21 protein-coding genes are annotated in these 20,068 nt (G+C 36.4%); 15 read left to right on the top strand and 6 right to left on the bottom strand.

The genetic code is table 11. From position 1 onward, the window contains the following. A partial coding sequence (locus ASU02_RS27085) for a GNAT family N-acetyltransferase (RefSeq protein ID WP_232426307.1) occupies positions 1-388 on the top strand: 388 nt, incomplete at its 5' end. A gap of 431 nt (positions 389-819) precedes the next feature. Here ASU02_RS27085 and ASU02_RS20500 read toward each other — a convergent pair. Then, positions 820-1,668: an MBL fold metallo-hydrolase gene (locus ASU02_RS20500; protein ID WP_057767127.1), complete on the bottom strand. Its 849-nt coding sequence runs from the start codon at positions 1,666-1,668 to the stop codon at positions 820-822. A gap of 85 nt (positions 1,669-1,753) precedes the next feature. Then, on the bottom strand, positions 1,754-1,885 hold the full coding sequence (locus ASU02_RS27275; protein WP_269746000.1) for a hypothetical protein: 132 nt from the start codon (positions 1,883-1,885) through the stop codon (positions 1,754-1,756). A gap of 249 nt (positions 1,886-2,134) precedes the next feature. On the opposite strand from ASU02_RS27275, the gene ASU02_RS20495 reads away from it, so the two are divergent. Then, positions 2,135-3,079, top strand: a complete 945-nt coding sequence (locus tag ASU02_RS20495) for a helix-turn-helix transcriptional regulator (RefSeq protein ID WP_057767125.1) — start codon at positions 2,135-2,137, stop codon at positions 3,077-3,079. A 106-nt stretch (positions 3,080-3,185) separates the two neighbouring features. Continuing rightward, positions 3,186-3,566, top strand: coding sequence for a hypothetical protein (locus ASU02_RS20490; protein WP_057767123.1), 381 nt, complete (start codon positions 3,186-3,188; stop codon positions 3,564-3,566). 236 nt (positions 3,567-3,802) lie between these two features. Here ASU02_RS20490 and allD read toward each other — a convergent pair whose 3' ends face one another. After that, on the bottom strand, positions 3,803-4,852 hold the full coding sequence (gene allD / locus ASU02_RS20485; protein WP_057767121.1) for an ureidoglycolate dehydrogenase: 1,050 nt from the start codon (positions 4,850-4,852) through the stop codon (positions 3,803-3,805). A gap of 191 nt (positions 4,853-5,043) precedes the next feature. Between allD and ASU02_RS20480 the strand changes: the two genes are divergently transcribed. The 3 genes from ASU02_RS20480 (at position 5,044) to ASU02_RS20470 (ending at position 8,793) form a co-directional block, all read left to right on the top strand. Next, a complete protein-coding gene (locus ASU02_RS20480; RefSeq protein WP_057767119.1) occupies positions 5,044-6,678 on the top strand; it encodes a PucR family transcriptional regulator in 1,635 nt (544 codons plus the stop codon). Between the two features lie 208 nt (positions 6,679-6,886). Continuing rightward, positions 6,887-7,543 carry a uridine kinase family protein gene (locus ASU02_RS20475; protein ID WP_057767146.1) on the top strand — a complete coding sequence of 219 codons (657 nt, stop codon included), beginning with the start codon at positions 6,887-6,889 and terminating at the stop codon, positions 7,541-7,543. A 167-nt stretch (positions 7,544-7,710) separates the two neighbouring features. Further along, the gene (locus ASU02_RS20470) at positions 7,711-8,793 is read left to right on the top strand and encodes an AI-2E family transporter (RefSeq protein WP_057767117.1); all 1,083 of its coding nucleotides are present in this window, start codon (positions 7,711-7,713) and stop codon (positions 8,791-8,793) included. Positions 8,794-8,958: 165 nt separating this feature from the next. Here ASU02_RS20470 and ASU02_RS20465 read toward each other — a convergent pair whose 3' ends face one another. Both ASU02_RS20465 and ASU02_RS20460 read right to left on the bottom strand, forming a co-directional pair. Further along, positions 8,959-9,981, bottom strand: coding sequence for a serine hydrolase domain-containing protein (locus tag ASU02_RS20465; RefSeq protein WP_057767115.1), 1,023 nt, complete (start codon positions 9,979-9,981; stop codon positions 8,959-8,961). A gap of 36 nt (positions 9,982-10,017) precedes the next feature. After that, the gene (locus tag ASU02_RS20460; protein ID WP_057767113.1) at positions 10,018-10,848 is read right to left on the bottom strand and encodes a MerR family transcriptional regulator; all 831 of its coding nucleotides are present in this window, start codon (positions 10,846-10,848) and stop codon (positions 10,018-10,020) included. 202 nt (positions 10,849-11,050) lie between these two features. Between ASU02_RS20460 and ASU02_RS20455 the strand changes: the two genes are divergently transcribed. From ASU02_RS20455 to ASU02_RS20445, 3 genes are all read left to right on the top strand, one after another. Further along, complete coding sequence (locus tag ASU02_RS20455) at positions 11,051-11,365, top strand: thioredoxin family protein (RefSeq protein ID WP_057767110.1); 315 nt, start codon at positions 11,051-11,053, stop codon at positions 11,363-11,365. 130 nt (positions 11,366-11,495) lie between these two features. Then, positions 11,496-12,116 (top strand): NAD(P)/FAD-dependent oxidoreductase, encoded by a 621-nt coding sequence (locus ASU02_RS20450; protein ID WP_057767107.1) that lies wholly within the window; start codon positions 11,496-11,498, stop codon positions 12,114-12,116. A 151-nt stretch (positions 12,117-12,267) separates the two neighbouring features. Next, on the top strand, positions 12,268-13,851 hold the full coding sequence (locus ASU02_RS20445) for an acetolactate synthase large subunit (protein WP_057767144.1): 1,584 nt from the start codon (positions 12,268-12,270) through the stop codon (positions 13,849-13,851). An 80-nt stretch (positions 13,852-13,931) separates the two neighbouring features. On the opposite strand, the gene ASU02_RS20440 is transcribed toward ASU02_RS20445, so the two are convergent. Continuing rightward, positions 13,932-14,498: a hypothetical protein gene (locus ASU02_RS20440; RefSeq protein WP_057767105.1), complete on the bottom strand. Its 567-nt coding sequence runs from the start codon at positions 14,496-14,498 to the stop codon at positions 13,932-13,934. A 150-nt stretch (positions 14,499-14,648) separates the two neighbouring features. Between ASU02_RS20440 and ASU02_RS20435 the strand changes: the two genes are divergently transcribed. From ASU02_RS20435 to pstB, 6 genes are all read left to right on the top strand, one after another. Then, positions 14,649-15,254, top strand: a complete 606-nt coding sequence (locus ASU02_RS20435; RefSeq protein WP_057767103.1) for a TetR/AcrR family transcriptional regulator — start codon at positions 14,649-14,651, stop codon at positions 15,252-15,254. Between the two features lie 18 nt (positions 15,255-15,272). Beyond that, the gene (locus tag ASU02_RS20430) at positions 15,273-16,292 is read left to right on the top strand and encodes a 2,3-butanediol dehydrogenase (protein ID WP_057767101.1); all 1,020 of its coding nucleotides are present in this window, start codon (positions 15,273-15,275) and stop codon (positions 16,290-16,292) included. 264 nt (positions 16,293-16,556) lie between these two features. After that, positions 16,557-17,402: a phosphate ABC transporter substrate-binding protein gene (locus ASU02_RS20425; RefSeq protein WP_057767099.1), complete on the top strand. Its 846-nt coding sequence runs from the start codon at positions 16,557-16,559 to the stop codon at positions 17,400-17,402. Positions 17,403-17,496: 94 nt separating this feature from the next. Then, complete coding sequence (gene pstC, locus ASU02_RS20420) at positions 17,497-18,411, top strand: phosphate ABC transporter permease subunit PstC (protein WP_057767097.1); 915 nt, start codon at positions 17,497-17,499, stop codon at positions 18,409-18,411. 1 nt (position 18,412) lies between these two features. Further along, positions 18,413-19,237 carry a phosphate ABC transporter permease PstA gene (gene pstA, locus ASU02_RS20415; RefSeq protein ID WP_057767095.1) on the top strand — a complete coding sequence of 275 codons (825 nt, stop codon included), beginning with the start codon at positions 18,413-18,415 and terminating at the stop codon, positions 19,235-19,237. A gap of 62 nt (positions 19,238-19,299) precedes the next feature. Beyond that, on the top strand, positions 19,300-20,067 hold the full coding sequence (pstB, locus tag ASU02_RS20410; protein WP_057767142.1) for a phosphate ABC transporter ATP-binding protein PstB: 768 nt from the start codon (positions 19,300-19,302) through the stop codon (positions 20,065-20,067). Position 20,068 lies beyond the last annotated feature (1 nt).

Genomic DNA, 20,068 nt, shown 5'->3' with positions numbered 1-20,068 from the left:
GAAAAATAATGAAGAACTTTTAAAATATACAGAGGTATTTATGAGCTTATTTGAAGGTACACCAGAAAGAGATGCATTAGAAAGTTATTTTAATAAGTTTTCACAAATAAAATTAGGTTCAGAAGTTCAAATGTTTATTGGGTGCATAAACGAAATGGCTGTAACTACTGGTTTATTAATAGAAAGCAAAGATAGTTATGGTATTTATGATGTGATGACAAAAGAAACATTTAGAGGTAAAGGAATTGGCAGTGAAATGTTTCAATTTCTTCTAAATCAAACAAAGGATAAACAAAAACCAGTTGTATTACAGGCTTCAGATGATGGGAAAAATATCTATAAGCGATTTGGATTTATAGATGTCGGAGAAATGGTTGTATTTGAATAAGGGGTTTTCTTATTAAGCTAAAGGGCGCGACTATGGAACAACTAGTAAAGAACATTTTTATAATTAAAGCAACTGGTTTTATGATAAGTATTACAACTAGTAAAGGACTTTCTTTTCTTTCATTAATTGCACGTTATTGATTTTAATAGGATTTTTATAACCTTTAGTAAAGAACTATTTTTTTATGCAACACTTGTTTGTATAACAACAACTCAATAGTGACCTAAAAACCTGTATTTTTAAAACAAGGTATTGAATATTAAATAGAAATTAAGTTATTCTCTAAATAAAACAAGGAATATCCCTTTCATACAGGATATTCCTTGTTTTTTTAAAGAATAAATATTTAGGTAATAAGAAAAATCTATTTTAAAAAAGATTGATCTAATTGGATTCCTCTTCAACATAATTTTGATGATAAATCTATAAAACTATTGTGATCGAATAATTTGATCATTCACAAATGCTTCTATGAAGAATAATTCATTATCATTTGGCTCTCTCTTATTATCTGCCTTAAAACACTCTATAGCACTTTCTAGTGATGTGGATTTTGTAGCTTGACTTGCTGCTGTTAACTCTTTCCAATACATATTCATTTTATCTTTGTCATAGATAGATTCATGACCCAGCAAGAAAAATTCTGAACCATATTTTTGAATGTCTTTTATCATGGGCAATAACAATGATTGCTTGAAATGGAATAAAGAATTTGTATTAGCACCATAAACACTATCACCTAAGAAAATAACTTTTTCATCAGGAATATAAATGATTGTAGAGTCATCAGTATGAGTGCTTTTGATCCTCTCAAGGAAGCAAAATTTATTTCCCAAATCAATAGTTAATGAATCTTCAAAAATTACATTTGGAGAGTTTAACTTGAAATTTTCTCTGTTAGGTATTTCAGACTGTATTATTTCCTTACACATAGAAGTCATTTTATTAGTATTTACATACTTTTGCAGGGAACTATCATCGTATAGATAGCCTTGCCACTCTTTAATCACTTTATTTGTCTGACTATTAACTATAACAGTAGCATCAAATTCATTCATACCTAAAAAATGATCCCAATGTGCATGTGTAATAACCACATATTTAACAGGTGGTACGTTTAGTTTATCTATTTCCTGTAAAAAATCCTTAGCATGTTGTACAGAATTACCTGAGTCTATTACCAGACTGTGTTTGTCTCCACATACCAAACCTAATGTTGGTCGGTCTCGTTCATCTTGATTAGATAAATAATAAATACTATTACTTAATTTATTTAACATGTTATATCTCCTCTATTCTTTAAATGTTACTTTTTTGGAATTTTCCTATCTGACAATTCCCAAGGGTGAAACAAATTCATTGCGTTTACCTATCCTTTTGATGTCCTCTTTTTACTGCATCTTCTGATAATGCTGTGAAAATTTGAAAGGTAACACCGAATGTGTCTGTTACAGCTTCCATAAGCTGTGATAAAGTGAACTTGTAAAGTGGCATCATTACTTGACCTTCTTGGCTCAACAATTCGAAAAACTTATTGGTTTTCTCTATTTCATTGGTCGAAATACAGATATTAACAATTGTTGCCGTTTTGATAAGGCAAACCAAGGAACATGTCAGAAACCATGATATTGGTCTTACCGATATTAAACACTTTTTCGTATGTCCCCTTTATCTATTTGTGATTATACATTATGATGGTGACAGCTTTTGTCACTGTTATTTTTGTTTTTAGGAGGTTTATCATGAATGTCTAAAGCAAAAAGATTAAATGAAATGATCATGATGGTTAATCGAAGAAAAAGGTTTACAGTTAAAGAATTAGCACAAGAATTCGGCATGTCAAAAAGAACCATATTAAGAGATTTACAAGAATTAAGTGAGATGGGCGTCCCTCTATATTCTGAATCAGGTCCATTTGGTGGGTATCAAGTACTTAATGAAAGAATTCTCCCCCCAATTGCATTTAATGAAGGTGAGGCTATTTCTATATTTTTTGCAATTCACGCATTACGACACTACATTTCCCTCCCTTTTGATAGTGAATATGAATCTATTATCAAGAAGTTCTATTTAAATCTTTCTGGAGACATAAGAGATACGATAGACAAGATGAAAAATCGAGTTGAATTTGTGTCTGTTTACCAACAGGAAGAAACCCCTTATATAAAACAATTATTAGAGGTATCAATCAAACAAGAAATAGTTATAGTAGGCTATGAAATAAATGGGGAAATCACGTATAGAAGTATTCAACCTATTGGTATTTATGCAAATGAAGGAAAATGGTATTGTCCCTCTTATTGTTTTTTAAGAAAGGATTATCGTGTATTCAGATGTGATCGCATAAAAACTATTGAACTTGATGAAAATACTGTACCTATTGACTTATCAACTATTTATTTAACTAACCGATTTTCTCTTATAAATAGAAATAAAGAAACATATCAATTACATGTGGAATTAACAAATAAGGGTGTGGATAAATATAAATCTACAAAATGGCCAAATATTGAGTTGAGTAAAAGAAAAGATGGGACAGGTTTTTTGAAAGGAATGATCTTAAAAAGCGATACTGACTTCTTTACTGAATTTTTTATTAATTATGGTGAAGATGCTATGGTCAAAAGCCCCTCCGAATTAGTTGATTCCATAAAAGAAAAACTACATACCATTTTAAAACAATATCTTTAACTAACAGTATTACTCCTATATTCATATGAATCTTTAAAAGCGACGGAGATCATAACTGCCACTTTTTTGAAGCTATATCGTCTAATTAATATATGAGGGGTCCAAAATGAATTCTCTTAAAATACTACTTTCACTGAGTATTTTGTTTATATTACTAGCTGGTTGTAATAATGGTTACCCTGGAAGTCCATCTACAGGTAATCCAACAGCAAAAGACTATTTAAAGTATGATAATGCTGATATTTTTCTCCTTGATGGATATGTGTTTTCTATTGCAAAAGATGTGGTATGGGTAACTGAATTGGAATATAAATTAGGGGAACAAATCGGAGAAATAACAGTTCAAGCAAATAAGGCATACAAATTTAAAAACGGTACAGCGAATAAATTACCGGTAGGAGCCAAAATATTTGCAACAGATACACCAGCCTACATTGTAATTGTTGAAGGGGAAGAAATACCATATTTAAAAATGGTTGAGGGTTAATTTTAACTCAAATAAACTAAATCTTCTTCAATTATCAGGTGCAATACTTCAAAAATACAAGCGGTTGCAGTGTTGAAATAAAGTTGCGAGGTTTATAATAGTACGAATAATAATTGGCTTTCCCTGCTTCCCCCCATTTGCAGCTAAGGAATTGAGCAAGACACTGCTCCTATAGATGAAAAAAAGCGACCATCATAATTGATGTATCGCAGTTCGTATTATAAATAGACACCAGTTTATTTTGCAAAGGGGTCTTTATGATCAAAGCTATTATTATGAATGACGTCAGAAATAAGATACTGGTAAACCTCATCAACAATTTCTATCCCATTCTGATTACTTTCTATTTCACATATTGTATTAATCTGCCCTGGATAGAATACTTGATCAAAGCCCGGAGCGGGTTTTACATTTGTTAAATCAGACATCGTTCTGACGATATTTTCTTTGAATTTAGGTACGCTCGTGAAAAATGCTGGGTTAATTACGATATGAAGCTGACCTAGATTTCGATCCTCTGTCAAGTCATGATACATGGATGTCACCTTATTTCCAAACGGCAAGCCTAGAAGCACCCCCGATAAAATATCCACCATCATCATTAATCCATAGCCCTTTGGTCCTGCTATCGGCAATAAAGCATTTACTTTAAACGGGTCTGTCGTCGGCTCTCCATTTTTATCAACGGCCCATCCTTCTTCAATCGGAGCATTTTTCGACCGGGCATGCAGAACTTTCCCCCATGCCTGCACAGTTGTTGCCATATCAAAAATAATATGCTCTCCATTATTTCCAGGGGCAGAAAAAGCAATCGGGTTTGTTCCATAATAGGGTTCTGCACCGCCATAAGGAACAACCATTGGATCTGATTGACAGACTGAAAGCCCGATTAACTCTTCGTTAGCGGCCATTTCAACATAATAAGAGAGAGAACCGCTATGCCCAATTCTTCTAACTCCAACAACAGCAATGCCATTTTCCTTCGCCATTTGAATGGCTTCTTCCATAGCCTGTTTAGCAGCAACATGTCCGGCCCCATTGTCACCATCGAAAATGGCGGAGCATGGTCCAGTTTTTTCAAAAGTAAAGTTTGGTTCTGTGTTTGTTCCTCCCTTTGAAATTCTTTCAGCATAGTATTCAACACGCATAGCTCCATGGGAGTGTACTCCTCTTGCATCCGCATGGACTAGCACATCTGCTACTACTTCTGCATGTTGTTCAGTTAATCCAGCACGGTGAAGCTTGGTTGTGATTAAATTTCCCAGTTCTTGTCTTGTAACGTTCATTGTTCTATTCAATCCCCTTTATTTAATGTCTTCTATTAAAAATTGTAGGGTATTAATTGATAATCGTCATTATAGAGAATAAACAAAACAGTTATTCTATTTTGTCTATTTTAAACAAAAGATTATTTCTTTTTCATCTAAGTAACTTTACAATAAAATTATCTTAAATTTGATGAAATGAAAGGAATCCTATGAAACAGCTAGAAGATTTATTTATTGTTGATGTTTTTCAAGAGGCGGAAGTTATAGCGGGGCATGCAGGGCTAAAACGAAGAGTTGATACAATCGAAATATCAGAAACGCCAGACGTCTTTCACTTTATGGCCGAGAATTCTTTATTGTTAACGACTGGCTATGCATTTCAAGAAGATCCTCGTACGCTTAGCAAACTTATCTCTGAAATCAATGAACGGCCATGCGCCGGTATGGCCATTAAACTAAAACGCTATATTGATGAAATTCCAGCCGAAGTAATCAAATTAGCAAATTCATTAGAATTCCCAATCATTCGAATACCTGAGTCTTTGACTTTAGGAACTGTCGCTCATCAGCTCTTAGGTTTTCTATGGGACAACAAAATTGAAGAGTTATTTTATGCCATTCACGTTCATAGGAAATTTACGAATATGATGATGAAGGGCTATAAATTACAAACACTTATTGAAAATTTAGGAACATTGTTAAAGTGCCCTGTTCTGCTGCTTAATCCAATTGGCGACATTGTTTCTAATTCTCATCATTTCGAACAAAATGGGATGAAAAATGTGAAGGAGGAAGTCCGTTCTATTTTTAAAAGCGATATAGACTATTACAGAGAAAAGAATGAGTTCTTCATTCAGAGCCCTAATTCATTGCAAATAAGAATGCCAATTCGTATTTTTCCTGTTAAAACAACTCGTCTATATCCATTCCTGCTCCTGATCTTCAACTATGATAGGCTGCCATATCCTTCCTCACAATTAGCCATAGAGCAGGCATCTACGGTTATATCCTTTACATTATTGAAAAATGAAGCGATTAAAGAAAATACCCGAATGCTAGAGAATAACTTTTTTGGGTCGTTAGTTGATGGCAATATTACAACGAAACAGGAAATTATTCATCGCGGAAAGCAGCACGGCTTACTTGATCATCAGAAGTATATTTGCATTGTTTGTACGATTGATAAAGAAAAAAGCGCAGATATGATGAATAGAATCTACGACTATATGAACGAATATTTAAAACTATCTTTCTGTCAAACAGAAGCTCATCCGATTGTCTTTTTAAAGGATGCCTATTTCGTTATTTTGCTGCAATTCCCACTGAGCACAGATGAGCCTGTTAAGAGCTTAATCAAAAATAAGCTTGAAAAATTTCAGCAGGAAGTGAAGGAAAGCATTAAGGTTTCACTTTCCTTTGGTGCGGGAAGTCTCGTAAATGAAGTAATCAATATAGCAATTACATACTGTGAGGCTGTTGAAGCATGGGAAAACGGTTATGATCTGTTTCAATATCAATTTATTAACTTCTATGAAACAAAGCAATTAAAAGAACTAATGCAGCTGCTCCCTGAGCAAAATATTAAAAAGTTCTATGAAAATACATTACGCTCTCTTTCCTATCCTAAATCAAAGGATGAGGAGGATTTACTACATACATTAATTGTTTATCTCGATTATCATTGTGAAATTTCCAAAACAGCCAAAAAATTATTTGTCCATCGCAATACAGTAAAATACCGCATTGCTAAATGTGAGGAAATTCTAGGCTACTCTGTACATGACTCGGAAAACTCCCTTCACCTTCGCATGGCTTTAATGATGAGAACAATGTTTACAAAATAGGAGGCAGTCGAGAGTATAACTCCAAAAAGGGGGAAGCAGGATGGCTGTCGGTATTTGTACGCTATCTTATTCATTTTGAATGATTTTCTTATTTTATGCTTCACAGAATAGTTACAGTTGGAGACAGTGAAATTGTAATAACAAAATTTATCTAGAAGCTAGAAAAATTTTATTTAGTAAATTCTTTTGAAAAAGGTGGAGGCTGATGATGGATAGGTTATTACAAGATATTGTTAAATGGGTTAAATTTATGGATAAACAGATTATTATTGGCATTTCAGGACATGGCGCTGCCGGTAAAACAACCTTTGCTAATCGGCTCGTTAACTTATTTAGCGAAAATGAAGTAAACTATATAAATACAGATCCATATATTGTTAGTTCGGACATACGAAAGCATACAAAAATTGACTATATCTATCAAAACGAAAATCACCATTATAAAATGACAGCGTGTCATCCATCAGCACATCATCTGCCGTCTCTAGAAAGAGATGTTCAGATGGTTAGAAAAGGTTTAGATTTATATACGATAGCTACGCATTACGGGAAAAGCGAGTTAATTTCTTCAAAAAATAAGGTTACAATTGTAGAAGGAATGAGTGTTGCATTTATTCATCCAGATTTATTTGATTTGAAAATATACTTATATACAGATGGTGAAACAGAATTAGTGAGAAGATCGAGTCGTGATATTGCTGAAAGGGGAACAGATATTAATTACTTGAGGCAGTCACATGAAGAGCGCCGGATTCAATATGAACTGTTTATGCATCCATACAGTCAGCGTTTTGATATAATTATTAAAAACTCTAATGAGGAAGTAATTATAGAAAAAAACACAATAGAAAGAATAAGAAAATAATACAAAATAGAAGTGGTGGCAAAGGGGCTTAATAGAATAGAAAGCCAAAGGCAGCGAATCACGGCAATATTCTTATATCCCAACATCATATGATTGGAATTTCATCCATTTAATTGTAATATTTTAGAGAGGGAAATATTAGCAGCAGTAGGAAGTGAGAATAGTATATGTCGATGTTAGAAAAAAGATGGTTTAAAAGTATGGTTGGTATTATCCTATTTTTAATCATTGTGTTTTTACTTAATAAAAATCAGTTTATATTAACGCCAATCGTTGTTTTGCTTAAAACAATATTTCTGCCGTTTGTAGTAGCAGGTATTTTATTTTATTTATGCCGGCCATTAGTTGCCTTGCTGGAAAAGAAGAAAGTACCAAGATGGATCGCCATTTTAGTTGCATATGTTGCTATCATCTTGTTTATTTATGGCATTATAAGATTGGTTGGACCAGTCATCAATGACCAATTAGAACGGTTTGTGGATAATTTGCCTGTTATGGTTTCCACCGTTATGGATGGGGTAAAGTATGTTCAGGAAAATCGGTCTACTTTTCCAGACTTCGTTCAAGAAGCATTGCTTACTGCAAGTACAGAGTTAGAAACGAGATTGGAATCCAATGTTGGAAATATTGCCAATGGCATTCTGGGTGTTTTCGGATGGATTGGCGGTTTTATCAATACAATTTTCTATCTTGTTCTTGTTCCATTTATTTTATTTTATATGCTCAAGGATAGTCATCGTTTTGCTCCGAGTGTGGCTGCTTTGTTTCCACAGTCTAAAAGGGAACATGTGAAAAACATATTAAAGGAAATGGACAAAACCATTTCAACCTATATTCAAGGTCAAATGCTTGTCAGTGTGATTGTCGGAGTACTTTTGTATATTGGCTACTTAATTATTGACTTGAACTATTCACTTGTTTTAGCGATGTTTGGAATGTTTACAAATGTCATTCCATTCTTAGGACCATATATTGCAGTCGTTCCTGCATTCTTAGTAGCGTTATTTCAAGATCCAATTATGGCTCTTTATGTAGCGATTATCATGCTAGTTGCCCAACAAATTGAAGGAAATATCATTTCTCCGAATATTATGGGGAAAACGCTGAAAATCCATCCATTAACTATTATTGTATTGATATTATCAGCTGGAAATTTCATGGGGATTATCGGGATTATTTTTGTTATCCCAGCTTATTCCATTGCAAAGGTACTTGTAGTGAATATTGTAAAGATTTTTAAGGAAGAATAAGATTATATGTACATTCACTCATAAAGAAGACCCCTGTGCTATACAGGGGTTTATTATTGTATTAATAACTATATAATTGAAAAAGTACATTGTCCCATTCTCGCAGCCAATATAGCAATTCTAATTATTCTACTCATATTTTTGTAGACCTGCTGGCAATAAGATTTAGTCTATAAAAGCTGGGATAATAAGTTCTTTTATCAGCGGCCACCTATCACGAGGATTCATCATAAATTCTGATGCAATGGCTACAACTAGGTCTTTTTCGGGAATGCAGCAAATAACATTCCCGCCATCTCCTAGTGCTGAGTATGCATAAAACCCATTCTCTTTTCGTAACCACCATAGATACCCGTAATTATTGGGGTTCATCGCTGTTGATTCCTGGACCCATGTCTGAGAGATAATCTGATTATTATCCCACATGCCGTGGTTCAGATAGAGAAAACCAAAGCGTGCCATATCACGGGGAGTTAGCGTGAGTCCCCATCCACCTGTAGAGTAGCCGTTTGGGTCATTAACCCATCCCTTCACATTTTTCCCGAATAGATCATCAAACCCAAATGCCTCCATCGTATAATCAGGGATTTCTCTCATACCTAGTGGTTTAAATAAATGTTCATTGGCATATTCACGGGCACTTTGACCTGTGCTGCGCGTAATGATAGCTGAAAGCAGGTGTGCACCCGCAGTGGAATATTTAAAAGGTCCAATGCTCCCCTTTTGCCCCAGTATATCAAGTGTATAGTTTACCCAGTCTGGTTGCATACACATTTTATCCAGCGGCTCGTGCCAGTCCTCGAACGGATAAGGAGCTGTCATCGTAAGAAGATGGCGTATGGTGACTTCTCGTTTCTGCCTGCTGGCATCTAAAGCACTATACTCGGGGAAGAAATCCAGTACCTTCTGGTCTGCATTTTTAATAGATTCTGAATCTATGGCAATCCCAATAAGGGCAGATAGAACGCTTTTCGTTACAGAAGCCACATGGTGCACATGATCCCGACCATAGCCATTATAATAGCGCTCATAAACGATCACACCATTTTTCACAACTACAATCCCGTTTAAATTGCTGTACTCAGTTGTTATTAAAGGTTCAAGGTTTGAAAGCTTTTCTGTTTCCTTTCCCAGGTCAGCTGGGTCAGCAATCTGCCATTCTGTCGTTGGCCAGTAATTTCTTTGCATATAAATGCCTCCTTCTAAAAGAAGTATTTTGTTTAGTTAAGCCTGCTGTTTTTTTACAGGAAAATAAACTTCGGTAATATGATCTTCAGAAACCATAGCTTGATAGGGATCGGTTACGTATACTTCATAAGGTGATTTCACTAATTGATATCCTTCATTTTCTGCCCATTCCCTCAGCTTGGCATATACCGATGTCAATTCAGTATAGGGACCCTTCAATACAGACTTCGCACAAAGACATCCAGGTAAATCTCTAGTTCCCTTTATACATTCCGCTATCGGGATCGCAAACTCAGTATCATTACCCGCAGGATTGTATTCCTGGCTATGATAAATCGTCATGGGGGTGCCAAGTAAGGTGAGTTTTTCAGAAGCAATCTTTTCATATAGCCGGTTAAAATACTTGCCATATCCTGCAGCATAGTCGTCAATGCTCATCATCTGGCGTATATAAAGAAGATTTAATGGCTGAGTTTCAACAAGCTGAACTTCTAAATGATCAAGGTGTGCCATAATGGGGATCCCATTCTTTACATTTACAATATCGTTACTTATTTGATTTAGGGTATATTCAAATGCATTTAGTCTTTCCTGTATTTCTTTTTTCTTGCGAATGAGAGCAGAATAAAGTCCCTCTTCTGATTGATCCTCCTCCAGATCCAAAACAGCTTTGATCTCTTCAAGAGAAAAATGATAGGATTTCAGGCGATTAATGATCAGCATCTTTTTTAGCTGGCGAATGGAATAATATCTATAACCGTTCTCGGTGTTAATTTCATCAGGAGTAATTAAACTAATTTCATCATAATAACGAAGTGTTTTTGTAGATACTTTGCATATCTTTGAGAATTCGCCAATCGATAGCAAAAGACCACCTCCATTTTCCTGCTTTATTTAACTGAAGTTTTATAAAAAATCAATAATATTGTTCCATTCATTTATACACTTTCCCCTAAGGGTAAAGTCAACTATGTATGCAAATAAATGAATGACATACCTATTTACTTACCCTACAGGGGTATGGTAATATGTAATTGTAATAACCATTCGAAGGGAGACGAATACCTGAATGTTAAAACAAATAAATTTAAATGAATTTGAGCAGCAAATTACAAAAGTAAAAAAACCTATGGTTCTTAAGTTTACTGCAGAATGGTGCCCCGGATGCAGGCAGCTGGCTCCAATTGTTGAGAATGTAGAAAAACAATTAGGTGATAAAATAGCGTTCTTTGATGTCGATGTTGATAAGTCACTGGACTTAGCACAAAAATTTGGAGTTATGAGTGTTCCAACCCTTATTCTTTTTAAAAATGGAGTAGAAGTGGATCGAGTGACGGCGCCAGCAGGGAATGAGGAAGCAATTATCCAATTCCTGGGCCACTAAAGTAATAAGGCTGATTTAGTAAGCCAGTAATTATTTTTACTGGTTTTAAAAATATCTATCAGTATACCTAGAGGAGGTATGTTGATGGAGAAATGAGCACCTAGATTAAAATTAAAGGGTGGGAGATGGAATGAGTATGATGGTGAAAATTGCGATTAATGGGGGGATAGCATTTGGCTCAAGGTTAAATGCAAAGCAATTATCGGTCATAGCAAAATACATGAAGGAAGAAGACGAAATCGAATTAACAACCTTTCAGCAATTATATTTTGAAGCACTAGAAAGTGAGCTAGAAGTAATAAAAAAGGAATTTAATGCAGTGGGTTTATTCTGTTATCCAGTTGGAAACTTTGTAAAGAGCTTAAGAACATGTAATTTTTGCAAGGGCTCAGAAGAAGAGGGAATGCCTGTAGCTATTGAATTAAATAAACTATTGGCTGGAAGACCCGTTCCATTCCCTTTACGGCCAGCCTATACAGGATGTCCGATTGGCTGTGGTGAACCGTTGATCAATGATATAGGTGTAATGAAAGTAAAGGACAAATATGACTTGTATATTGGCGGAAAGTCAAAGGGAGCGGATGCTAGAGCAGGTATGTTAATTCTAGGAAAGCTTACACCAGAGAAACTATATGAAGCTGTTACCGCGATCATCGATATTTATTCGCAGCATGGTAAAAAAAGAGAACCATTTGCCAAATTCATTGATCGTTATGGTTTTGAGAATGTTTATAACCAAATTGTTAGTTGATAAGTAATCTAGTCTTATTTTTATGAAACTCAAAGGAAGGGGGAAAGAAAAATCCCCCTTCCTTTTACATTTAATGATTCTTGAAATATTAGGCAAAGCTATGAATAACCAACTTATTCATGTAGGTGAAAAGTCTATTAGGGAGGATCATATGAAAGCGACTGATGTTCTAGTTCGATGTTTAGAGAATGAAGGTGTGGAGTATATTTTTGGAGTAATGGGAAAAGAAACGCTGGATCTAGTGGATTCCCTTTCCAGATCAAAGAAAATTCAGTTTGTGAATACTAGGCATGAGCAAGGGGCTACCTTTATGGCAGATGTTTATGCAAGGCTGTCTCATAAAGCAGGTGTGTGTACGTCCACATTAGGGCCGGGTGCAACCAATTTATTAACCGGAATTGCCAGTGCTACTCTTGATTTTTCACCCGTGGTGGCGTTAATCGGTCAGGCAGGATTTGAAAGACAGCATAAGGAATCCCATCAATATTTGGATTTGGTTAAAATATTCGAGCCTGCAGCGAAGTGGAGCATTCAAATAAAGGATTCTCTAACGCTGGCTGAGGTAGTACATAAAGCCTTTCGAACAGCAAAAATGGAAAAGCCAGGCGCTGTTATTGTGGAATTGCCCGAAAATTTAGCGGCGCAAGAGATTTCTGATGATGCGATAACTATTATACCAGCACCCACCCTCATGTCCGTAGACGAGGAGGTTATCGCTGCAGTTGATCAAATCAATAATAGCCAAAGGCCGTTTATTATTGTAGGAAACGGGGTTTTTAGAGCAAAAGCAGTGACAGAGGTGAATGCATTCATTGATTGTCTTCAAGCGCCAGTTATCCATAGCATGAAAGCGAAAGGAATTCTCCCGAAAGACAACCCGTTCAATTACTTTACATTTGGCTTTAGCGAAAAGGATGAGGTGCTGCCGGGAATTGAGAAGGCTGATCTGCTCATCGTTATCGGCTATGATTTTGTAGAGCGCCTTCCTAAGGAATGGAATAAAAAGAAGGTGCCGGTTATCCATGTACATGCTATTTCAGCTGAACCGGATGAATATTATCCATTAAAAAGCGAGCTCGTTGGAGATGTAAAACGGGTTATGCAAGCGATGATTGATCTTAAGATTGTACCTAAGCCGTGGGAGCCATCTGGAGATTTACGAGAGAAAATAAAGCAGTCTTACCATATATATGGAAAGGGTATATCTTCTTTATCCATTACTTCTATCTTACAAGCCATTGAAAAGCGTACTTGTGAAAATACGATTGTTCTTTCGGATGTCGGCTCCCATAAAATTTCTATAGCCAAAACCTATCAGCCGAAAAAACCAAATAAAGTTATCATATCAAATGGACTAGCCTCAATGGGGATAGCCATTCCTGGTGCTATTGGGGCAAAGCTGGCATGCTCATCTGATCCGGTTATTTGTATAACTGGTGATGGGGGTGCCCTGATGAATTTTGCGGAAATTGAAACGGCAGTAAGGCTAGGGTTAGCTTTTGTAATCATTGTTCTTAACGACTCGAAGCTGAAATTGGAAGAACAAATGATGATGCAGAAATTGGGCAATGATTATGGAACTGCTTTTGGGAACCCTGATTTTGTCCAGCTTGCAGAAAGTTTTGGCATAAAAGGAGAGCGGCCAGCTTCTATTAATGAATTTGAGGAAATACTTGATAAAGCATTAACGAAAAATGAATTCACCTTGATTGAGATTAAATTAGTGAATGAGTAATGCTCATTGGCAGAATATCATGCGGATATTCTTGTATAGTACTGACATTGGTGTATTAGACAATCTACCTGAGACTGATGTCAATTTGGGAGGTTACGAAAATATAATCTTTTAATTATTTTTATGAGTTTAGTGCATAAAACAACCCAGATCCAGCTATAAAAAGCAGAGAAAATAAAAATCAACCCTATCATGGCAATGTTAAATGGACGGAAGAAGGCAGGCCCCAGCACTGGGAAGTTTATACCATATAATAAAAGGCAGATACCGATCACCAAGCCTGCCGCTCCGTTCAAAATATGACTTAATCTTCTTTGGAATAGATTAAAGGAAATTCCAATAAATAGCCCCAACAGACCTGTAGTAAATGGAAAAATAATCAGCTCCGAAGGCTGTAATATTACAAGCAATAAAGCTGTTAAAACGTAGGAAGCAAAACCGAGCGGGACTGAGAAAATTGTGCATAGCATGATGGGGGCAGTCGCCAAAGGGCTAATGAAGTAACCAACTCCTGGTAAGAACCCTCCTGCTGATTGAAAAATTGCACCGATGCTGCTCAAAATAGATATAAGAACAATCTTCTTTGCTTTTGGCCACTTCCCGAATTCTGTTTGTATTTGTTGAATATCCTTTTTTATTTTGTTCATTGAAACGCCTCCCTTGCTATTCACTATATGCAGGGAATGGCCGTTTATTTTATACGGCGGCATTGACTTATTCATTGACATATAAAGCCATAAGAGTATACTGAAAATTGAACAGATGTTCAAAACGTTTGTTTAAAATTGATAAAGGGGATGAGTCAATTCAAACAAACTAGAGGGAATGAAAAAAATAAAGAGGTTAAAGATCAAATCCTTTCTGCTGCTAAATTATTGTTTGCAGAAAAAGGATATGAAGGGACAACCGTTAGACAGATTTGTCAGGAAGCAGATGTTTCTTTAGCTTTAGTGTCCTATCATTTTGGAGGAAAAGAAAATGTTTTCTTTCATCTATTTGAACCGATCAGACAGCTATTTATGAATATGAAATATGATTTATCTGATCCTCTATGTGCACTTAGGAGCTTTTGTAAACAGTTTATTATTTTTAGAAATGAAGAACATGAATTAATTAGAATATTACAGCAAGAGTTAGTGATGAACAGTCCGAGATTAGAAATGCTGACAGATGTCTTTCTGCCATCTTGGGAACAGCTTCGAGTGATATTACAAGAATGTCAGGATAAAAAAGCAATTGGTTTTCCATCGGTCGATGCAGCGCTTAATTTTATAATGGGGACCTTAATGCAATCTCACAATAATGCCTTTTTGAACAGGACTCAATCGGAATTGTCTTCAGAAAAGATAGCAGATCTTGCTGTAAGCTTTATCATCAATGGACTTCAAGCAACTCAAGAGTAAGAGAAGAGGTTAGGAAAAATGAAAGCAGCAAAAATATATGGACCAAGAGATATTCGAGTAGAAGAAGCAGACATGCCTGTTCTTAAAAATGGAATGGTGAAGGTAAAAGTTGAGTATGCAGGTATTTGTGGAAGCGATATGCATGAGTATTTAGCAGGTGCTTATCCAATACGTACTCAGCCTGTTTTAGGCCATGAGTTTTCGGGTGTAGTTGTGGACGTTGGAGAAGGGGTAACAAATACAAAAGTAGGCGATCGTGTAGCTGTTGAACCTCTCCTTCCTTGTGGAAAATGTGATAATTGCCAAAGAGGTTTTGTCAATTTGTGCACAGCTCGGCAAGGGTATGGGTACACGGTTTCAGGCGGATTTGCTCAATTTGCAGTGGTGAAGCAGGAGAATATTTTCCATCTGCCAGAAACTATGAGTTTAGAGCTTGGTGCACTTGTTGAACCAACGGCTGTTGCCGTTCACGCCGTTCGTCAAAGCCAATTAATGCTAGGGGATTCTGCTGCAATATTTGGTGCTGGCCCAATCGGGTTATTATTATTACAAGCTGTAAAAGCAGCAGGAGCCAGTGAAATCTTTGTAGTAGAAGTATCAGATGAACGCCGTCAAAAAGCGCTAGAACTTGGAGCTACACATGTGATTAATCCAATCGAGACAGATGCAGCCGTGTTTATCCGTGAAAAAACAAATGGTGGAGTGAATGTAGCCTATGATGCTGCAGGTGTTCAGGCGACATTTACAAATGGAGTCGGCTCTGTACGTCCAGGCGGTGAATTCAAAGTTGTAAGTGTCTGGGAAAAGCCGGTTAATTTTGATCCTAATATGATTGTAAGATCAGAAGCGAAGATTAGTGGATCCTATGCATATGTTCGTTTATTCCCTGAAGTCATCCGTCTGCTCGCAAGTGGTGTAATTGATGGGAAGGCAGTTATAACAAGTGAGATTTCATTAGATGATATTGTAGATAAGGGATTTGAATTGTTAACAAAAGATCGCAGCCAATGTAAAATCTTGGTGAATATGAATCTATAATTATTTTAAAAAACCTGATTTTATCAGGTTTTTTTTTATTAAGAGGAAGAGATTTTCTAAGATCTCAGCTTTTTTAATAGCAGGAATGGGAAAATAGGCTTAGATACAATTTATTTACATAAATACCATAATTTATTTACGTATCATTTATAAAATTTACAAACTCTTTACAAACCATTAATAAAACATTTACTAAGCGAGCTTATTATAGATAACAGAAGGGAACAGAGTTGTTGCCAATCGATCATCTTGGAGGCTTAGATTATGAAGTTTAATAGAAAAACAACAATAGGCATATTGGTGTTGTTTTTAGCTGCTATTTTATCAGCATGTGGCGAAACTGCTGGTAATGACACAGGATCATCGAGCGGCAGTAAAGCAACAGTATCTATTTCGGGATCTACATCGGTAGGGCCTTTAGCAGAAAAATTAGCAGAAAAATTTAAAGACAAAAATGAGAAAATTAATATAGAAGTTAACCAGATTGGTTCATCTGCCGGCATTACAAATGCAACAAGCGGTGTATCAGAGATCGGTATGTCTTCACGTGATTTGAAAGAAGAAGAGAAGGCAAATGGGTTGAAGGAGACAATTATCGCTTACGATGGAATAGTAGTAGTCACTCATCCTAGCAATAAGGTGAAAGATCTAACGTTAGAGCAAGTGAAGCAAATATTTACAGGTGAAGTGACAAACTGGAGCCAACTAGGTGGAGAGGACATGGAAATTGTTGTTGTCTCTCGAGAGGATGGTTCAGGTTCACGTGATGCATTCCAAGAAATAGTTGGGTATAGCTCGGGTGAATTAATTAGAAATGCCATTATTGCAAGCGGCAATGGAAATATTAAAACCACTGTCGCTACAAACAAGCATGCAGTAGGGTTTATATCATTTGAATATATAGATGACTCTATTTCGACGTTACAAATAGATGGGGTAGAGGCTACAGCAGAAAATGTACTGCAGCAGAAATATAGCTTGTCACGGCCATTCTTATTTGTCCACAAGGAAGAAAACTTAACAGATGCAGGGCTACAATTCATTGATTATATTCTAAGTTCAGATGGACAAACCATTGTATCTGAAGCGGGAGCCATACCGGTAAAATAATAAACTAGTACTTATGGCTTCTCATAAAACATTATCGAAGATTAACTTGCTGAGGGATCAACAGCACGTAAAAGCGGCCGTGGAGGAATGCAACATGCCAAGCATATCTAATGAAAAGCAATTTATAACTATCGAAAAATCAAATAGAAGGAAATATATGCTGGAAAAGTTATCAGGAAGAGTATTTCTATTCTGTGCACTTCTTTCAGTGATCAGCTTATTGCTAATTGTCGGATTTGTATTTTATAAAGGCTCCCATCCATTTGTTGCAGAAGGGTATAGCTTTTTAGACTTTATCTTTGGGATGGATTGGGTACCGAGTGAAGATAAATTTGGAATTTTCCCAATGATCGTTGCTTCTTTATTCGCCACAATGGGTGCGTTAATTCTTGGCGTTCCGGTAGGATTATTTACAGCTATCTTCTTAGCTGAGATTGCACCAAAAAGGGTAGCTAAAATTATTTCTCCAGCAGTCCAGCTGCTGGCAGGTATTCCATCCGTATTGTATGGCGTTTTCGGACTTGCTATCATTGTCCCCTTTTTACAAAACAATCTAGGGCTAGTAAAAGGACAAAGTTTATTAGCGGTTATCCTTGTATTAGCCATTATGATGCTGCCGACGATTGTTACTGTAGCTGAAACGGCTATTCGCGCTGTTCCAAAAATGTATCGCGAGGGTTCCTTGGCATTAGGGGCATCTCCAATTGGAACCATTTTTAAAGTCGTTGTTCCGGCAGCAAAGTCAGGAATTATGGCAGCGATTGTACTAGGGTTGGGGAGAGCGATTGGAGAAACGATGGCTGTTATTTTGGTAGCAGGAAATAGTCTTATTCTGCCAACGAGCTTAACTGACAGTGTTCGGCCGTTGACAACGAATATTGCGCTGGAAATGGGCTATGCATTCGGAACCCATCAAGAAATGCTATTTGCAACAGGAATTGTTTTATTCTCCTTTATTTTATTGTTGAATTTTGTCTTAGCAAAAATCGGTTCGAAGGGTGGGAAATAAGTTGAGAAAGTTTAAGGATCATCTGTTGCGTGGATGTTTATGGGCTTCAGCTTTCTTAACTGTTGCCGTACTCATTATTATTGTAGGATATATCTTTTACAAAGGATTTCGATTAATTGACTTCAACTTTATTTTTGGTGATTACTCACCAGTAGGGCATGGCGGCATATGGCCGATGATTGTAACGACCCTTTATACAATCTTCATTTCTTTAATAATCGCTACACCAATCGGGATTTTAGCAGCTGTGTATTTACAGGAATACGCAAAGCAAGGCCGATTGGTCAGACTAATCCGTTATGCAACGGAAAGCTTAACAGGAATTCCTTCGATTATTTATGGACTATTCGGTGCAGTATTTTTTGTGACTACGCTCAAATTTGGGATGTCAATCATCGCTGCTTCGTTAACATTGACGATCATCGTATTGCCAGTCATTATCCGAACAACAGAGGAAGCGTTAAAAACAGTTCCGCAATCGTATCGAGAAGGATCGCTTGCTTTGGGAACAACGAAGCTTCAAACGCTATATAAAGTCATTTTGCCAAGTGCAATGCCGGGTATACTATCTGGGATTATTCTTTCAATCGGGCGAATTGTTGGTGAATCTGCAGCGATCTTTTTAACAGCAGGAACGGTTGCTGCCATGCCAGACGGTATTTTCTCATCAGCAAGAACGTTAACGGTTCATTCCTTTTTAGTTACACAGGAGTCAGGTGACATCGAACTTGCAGCTGCTGTTGGAATCGTATTAATTGTAATTATTTTGATTCTGAACTTCTTGGCAACGTTTATATCAAAAAGATTAAACAAAGCTGACTATTAAGAGGGGTGTAATGAATGGGGACAACAGTGATTGAGCGTAAAGATGGAGTAAGAAAATCACAGATGAAGCAACAATCAGGTGGGACTAAAATTAATGTAAAAGACTTAGATTTATTCTATGGCGATAAACAGGCACTTTATAAAGTAGCACTAGATATTCATGAAAAAGAAGTAACGGCCTTAATTGGCCCTTCTGGATGCGGGAAGTCTACCTTTTTACGTTCGTTAAACCGTATGAATGATCTCATCGATGGTGTGAAAATTACAGGGGATATAATGATTGATAATGAAAATATATACGAAACGAATGATGTTATTAAGCTGCGGACAAAAGTAGGGATGGTATTTCAGAAGCCCAATCTTTTTCCAATGAGCATTTATGATAATGTCGCATACGGCCCGCGAATGCAAGGGATAAAAAGCAAAAAAGAATTAAATGAAATTGTTGAAGAGAGCCTGCGTGGTGCAGCAATTTGGGACGAAGTGAAAGATCGTCTGAAGACATCTGCACTTGGACTATCAGGCGGGCAGCAGCAGCGTGTTTGTATTGCACGTGCGATTGCGATGAAGCCAGAAATTATTTTAATGGACGAACCGACTTCTGCATTAGATCCAATATCAACATTAAAAGTAGAAGAGTTAATTGCCAACATGAAAAAGGATTATACAATCGTAATTGTTACTCATAATATGCAGCAGGCAGCACGAGTCTCCGACAAAACAGCTTTTTTCTTAAATGGAGAAATTATTGAATATGACGAAACAAATAATATCTTTTCCATGCCGAAGGATCAAAGAACGGAAGATTATGTAACTGGCCGATTCGGTTAAA

The sequence above is a fragment of the Cytobacillus praedii genome, assembly GCF_001439605.1.
In the GTDB taxonomy this organism is placed as follows: Bacteria; Bacillota; Bacilli; order Bacillales; family Cytobacillaceae; genus Cytobacillus; species Cytobacillus praedii.
The sequence above is the reverse complement of the archived record's forward strand: the minus strand, read 5'-3'. Positions and strand labels throughout refer to the sequence as shown.

Coding starts and splice junctions, on each gene's coding strand:
- ASU02_RS20500 (WP_057767127.1), bottom strand. CDS start 1,668: ATGTTAAATAAATTAAGTAATAGTATTTATTATTTATCTAATCAAGAT.
- ASU02_RS27275 (WP_269746000.1), bottom strand. CDS start 1,885: ATGATGCCACTTTACAAGTTCACTTTATCACAGCTTATGGAAGCTGTA.
- pstB (WP_057767142.1), top strand. CDS start 19,300: ATGAAGCAACAATCAGGTGGGACTAAAATTAATGTAAAAGACTTAGAT.
- ASU02_RS20455 (WP_057767110.1), top strand. CDS start 11,051: ATGTTAAAACAAATAAATTTAAATGAATTTGAGCAGCAAATTACAAAA.
- pstC (WP_057767097.1), top strand. CDS start 17,497: ATGCCAAGCATATCTAATGAAAAGCAATTTATAACTATCGAAAAATCA.
- ASU02_RS20490 (WP_057767123.1), top strand. CDS start 3,186: ATGAATTCTCTTAAAATACTACTTTCACTGAGTATTTTGTTTATATTA.
- ASU02_RS20470 (WP_057767117.1), top strand. CDS start 7,711: ATGTCGATGTTAGAAAAAAGATGGTTTAAAAGTATGGTTGGTATTATC.
- allD (WP_057767121.1), bottom strand. CDS start 4,852: ATGAACGTTACAAGACAAGAACTGGGAAATTTAATCACAACCAAGCTT.
- ASU02_RS20430 (WP_057767101.1), top strand. CDS start 15,273: ATGAAAGCAGCAAAAATATATGGACCAAGAGATATTCGAGTAGAAGAA.
- ASU02_RS20475 (WP_057767146.1), top strand. CDS start 6,887: ATGGATAGGTTATTACAAGATATTGTTAAATGGGTTAAATTTATGGAT.
- ASU02_RS20440 (WP_057767105.1), bottom strand. CDS start 14,498: ATGAACAAAATAAAAAAGGATATTCAACAAATACAAACAGAATTCGGG.
- ASU02_RS20480 (WP_057767119.1), top strand. CDS start 5,044: ATGAAACAGCTAGAAGATTTATTTATTGTTGATGTTTTTCAAGAGGCG.
- ASU02_RS20445 (WP_057767144.1), top strand. CDS start 12,268: ATGAAAGCGACTGATGTTCTAGTTCGATGTTTAGAGAATGAAGGTGTG.
- ASU02_RS20465 (WP_057767115.1), bottom strand. CDS start 9,981: ATGCAAAGAAATTACTGGCCAACGACAGAATGGCAGATTGCTGACCCA.
- ASU02_RS20450 (WP_057767107.1), top strand. CDS start 11,496: ATGAGTATGATGGTGAAAATTGCGATTAATGGGGGGATAGCATTTGGC.
- ASU02_RS20425 (WP_057767099.1), top strand. CDS start 16,557: ATGAAGTTTAATAGAAAAACAACAATAGGCATATTGGTGTTGTTTTTA.
- ASU02_RS20435 (WP_057767103.1), top strand. CDS start 14,649: ATGAGTCAATTCAAACAAACTAGAGGGAATGAAAAAAATAAAGAGGTT.
- ASU02_RS20495 (WP_057767125.1), top strand. CDS start 2,135: ATGTCTAAAGCAAAAAGATTAAATGAAATGATCATGATGGTTAATCGA.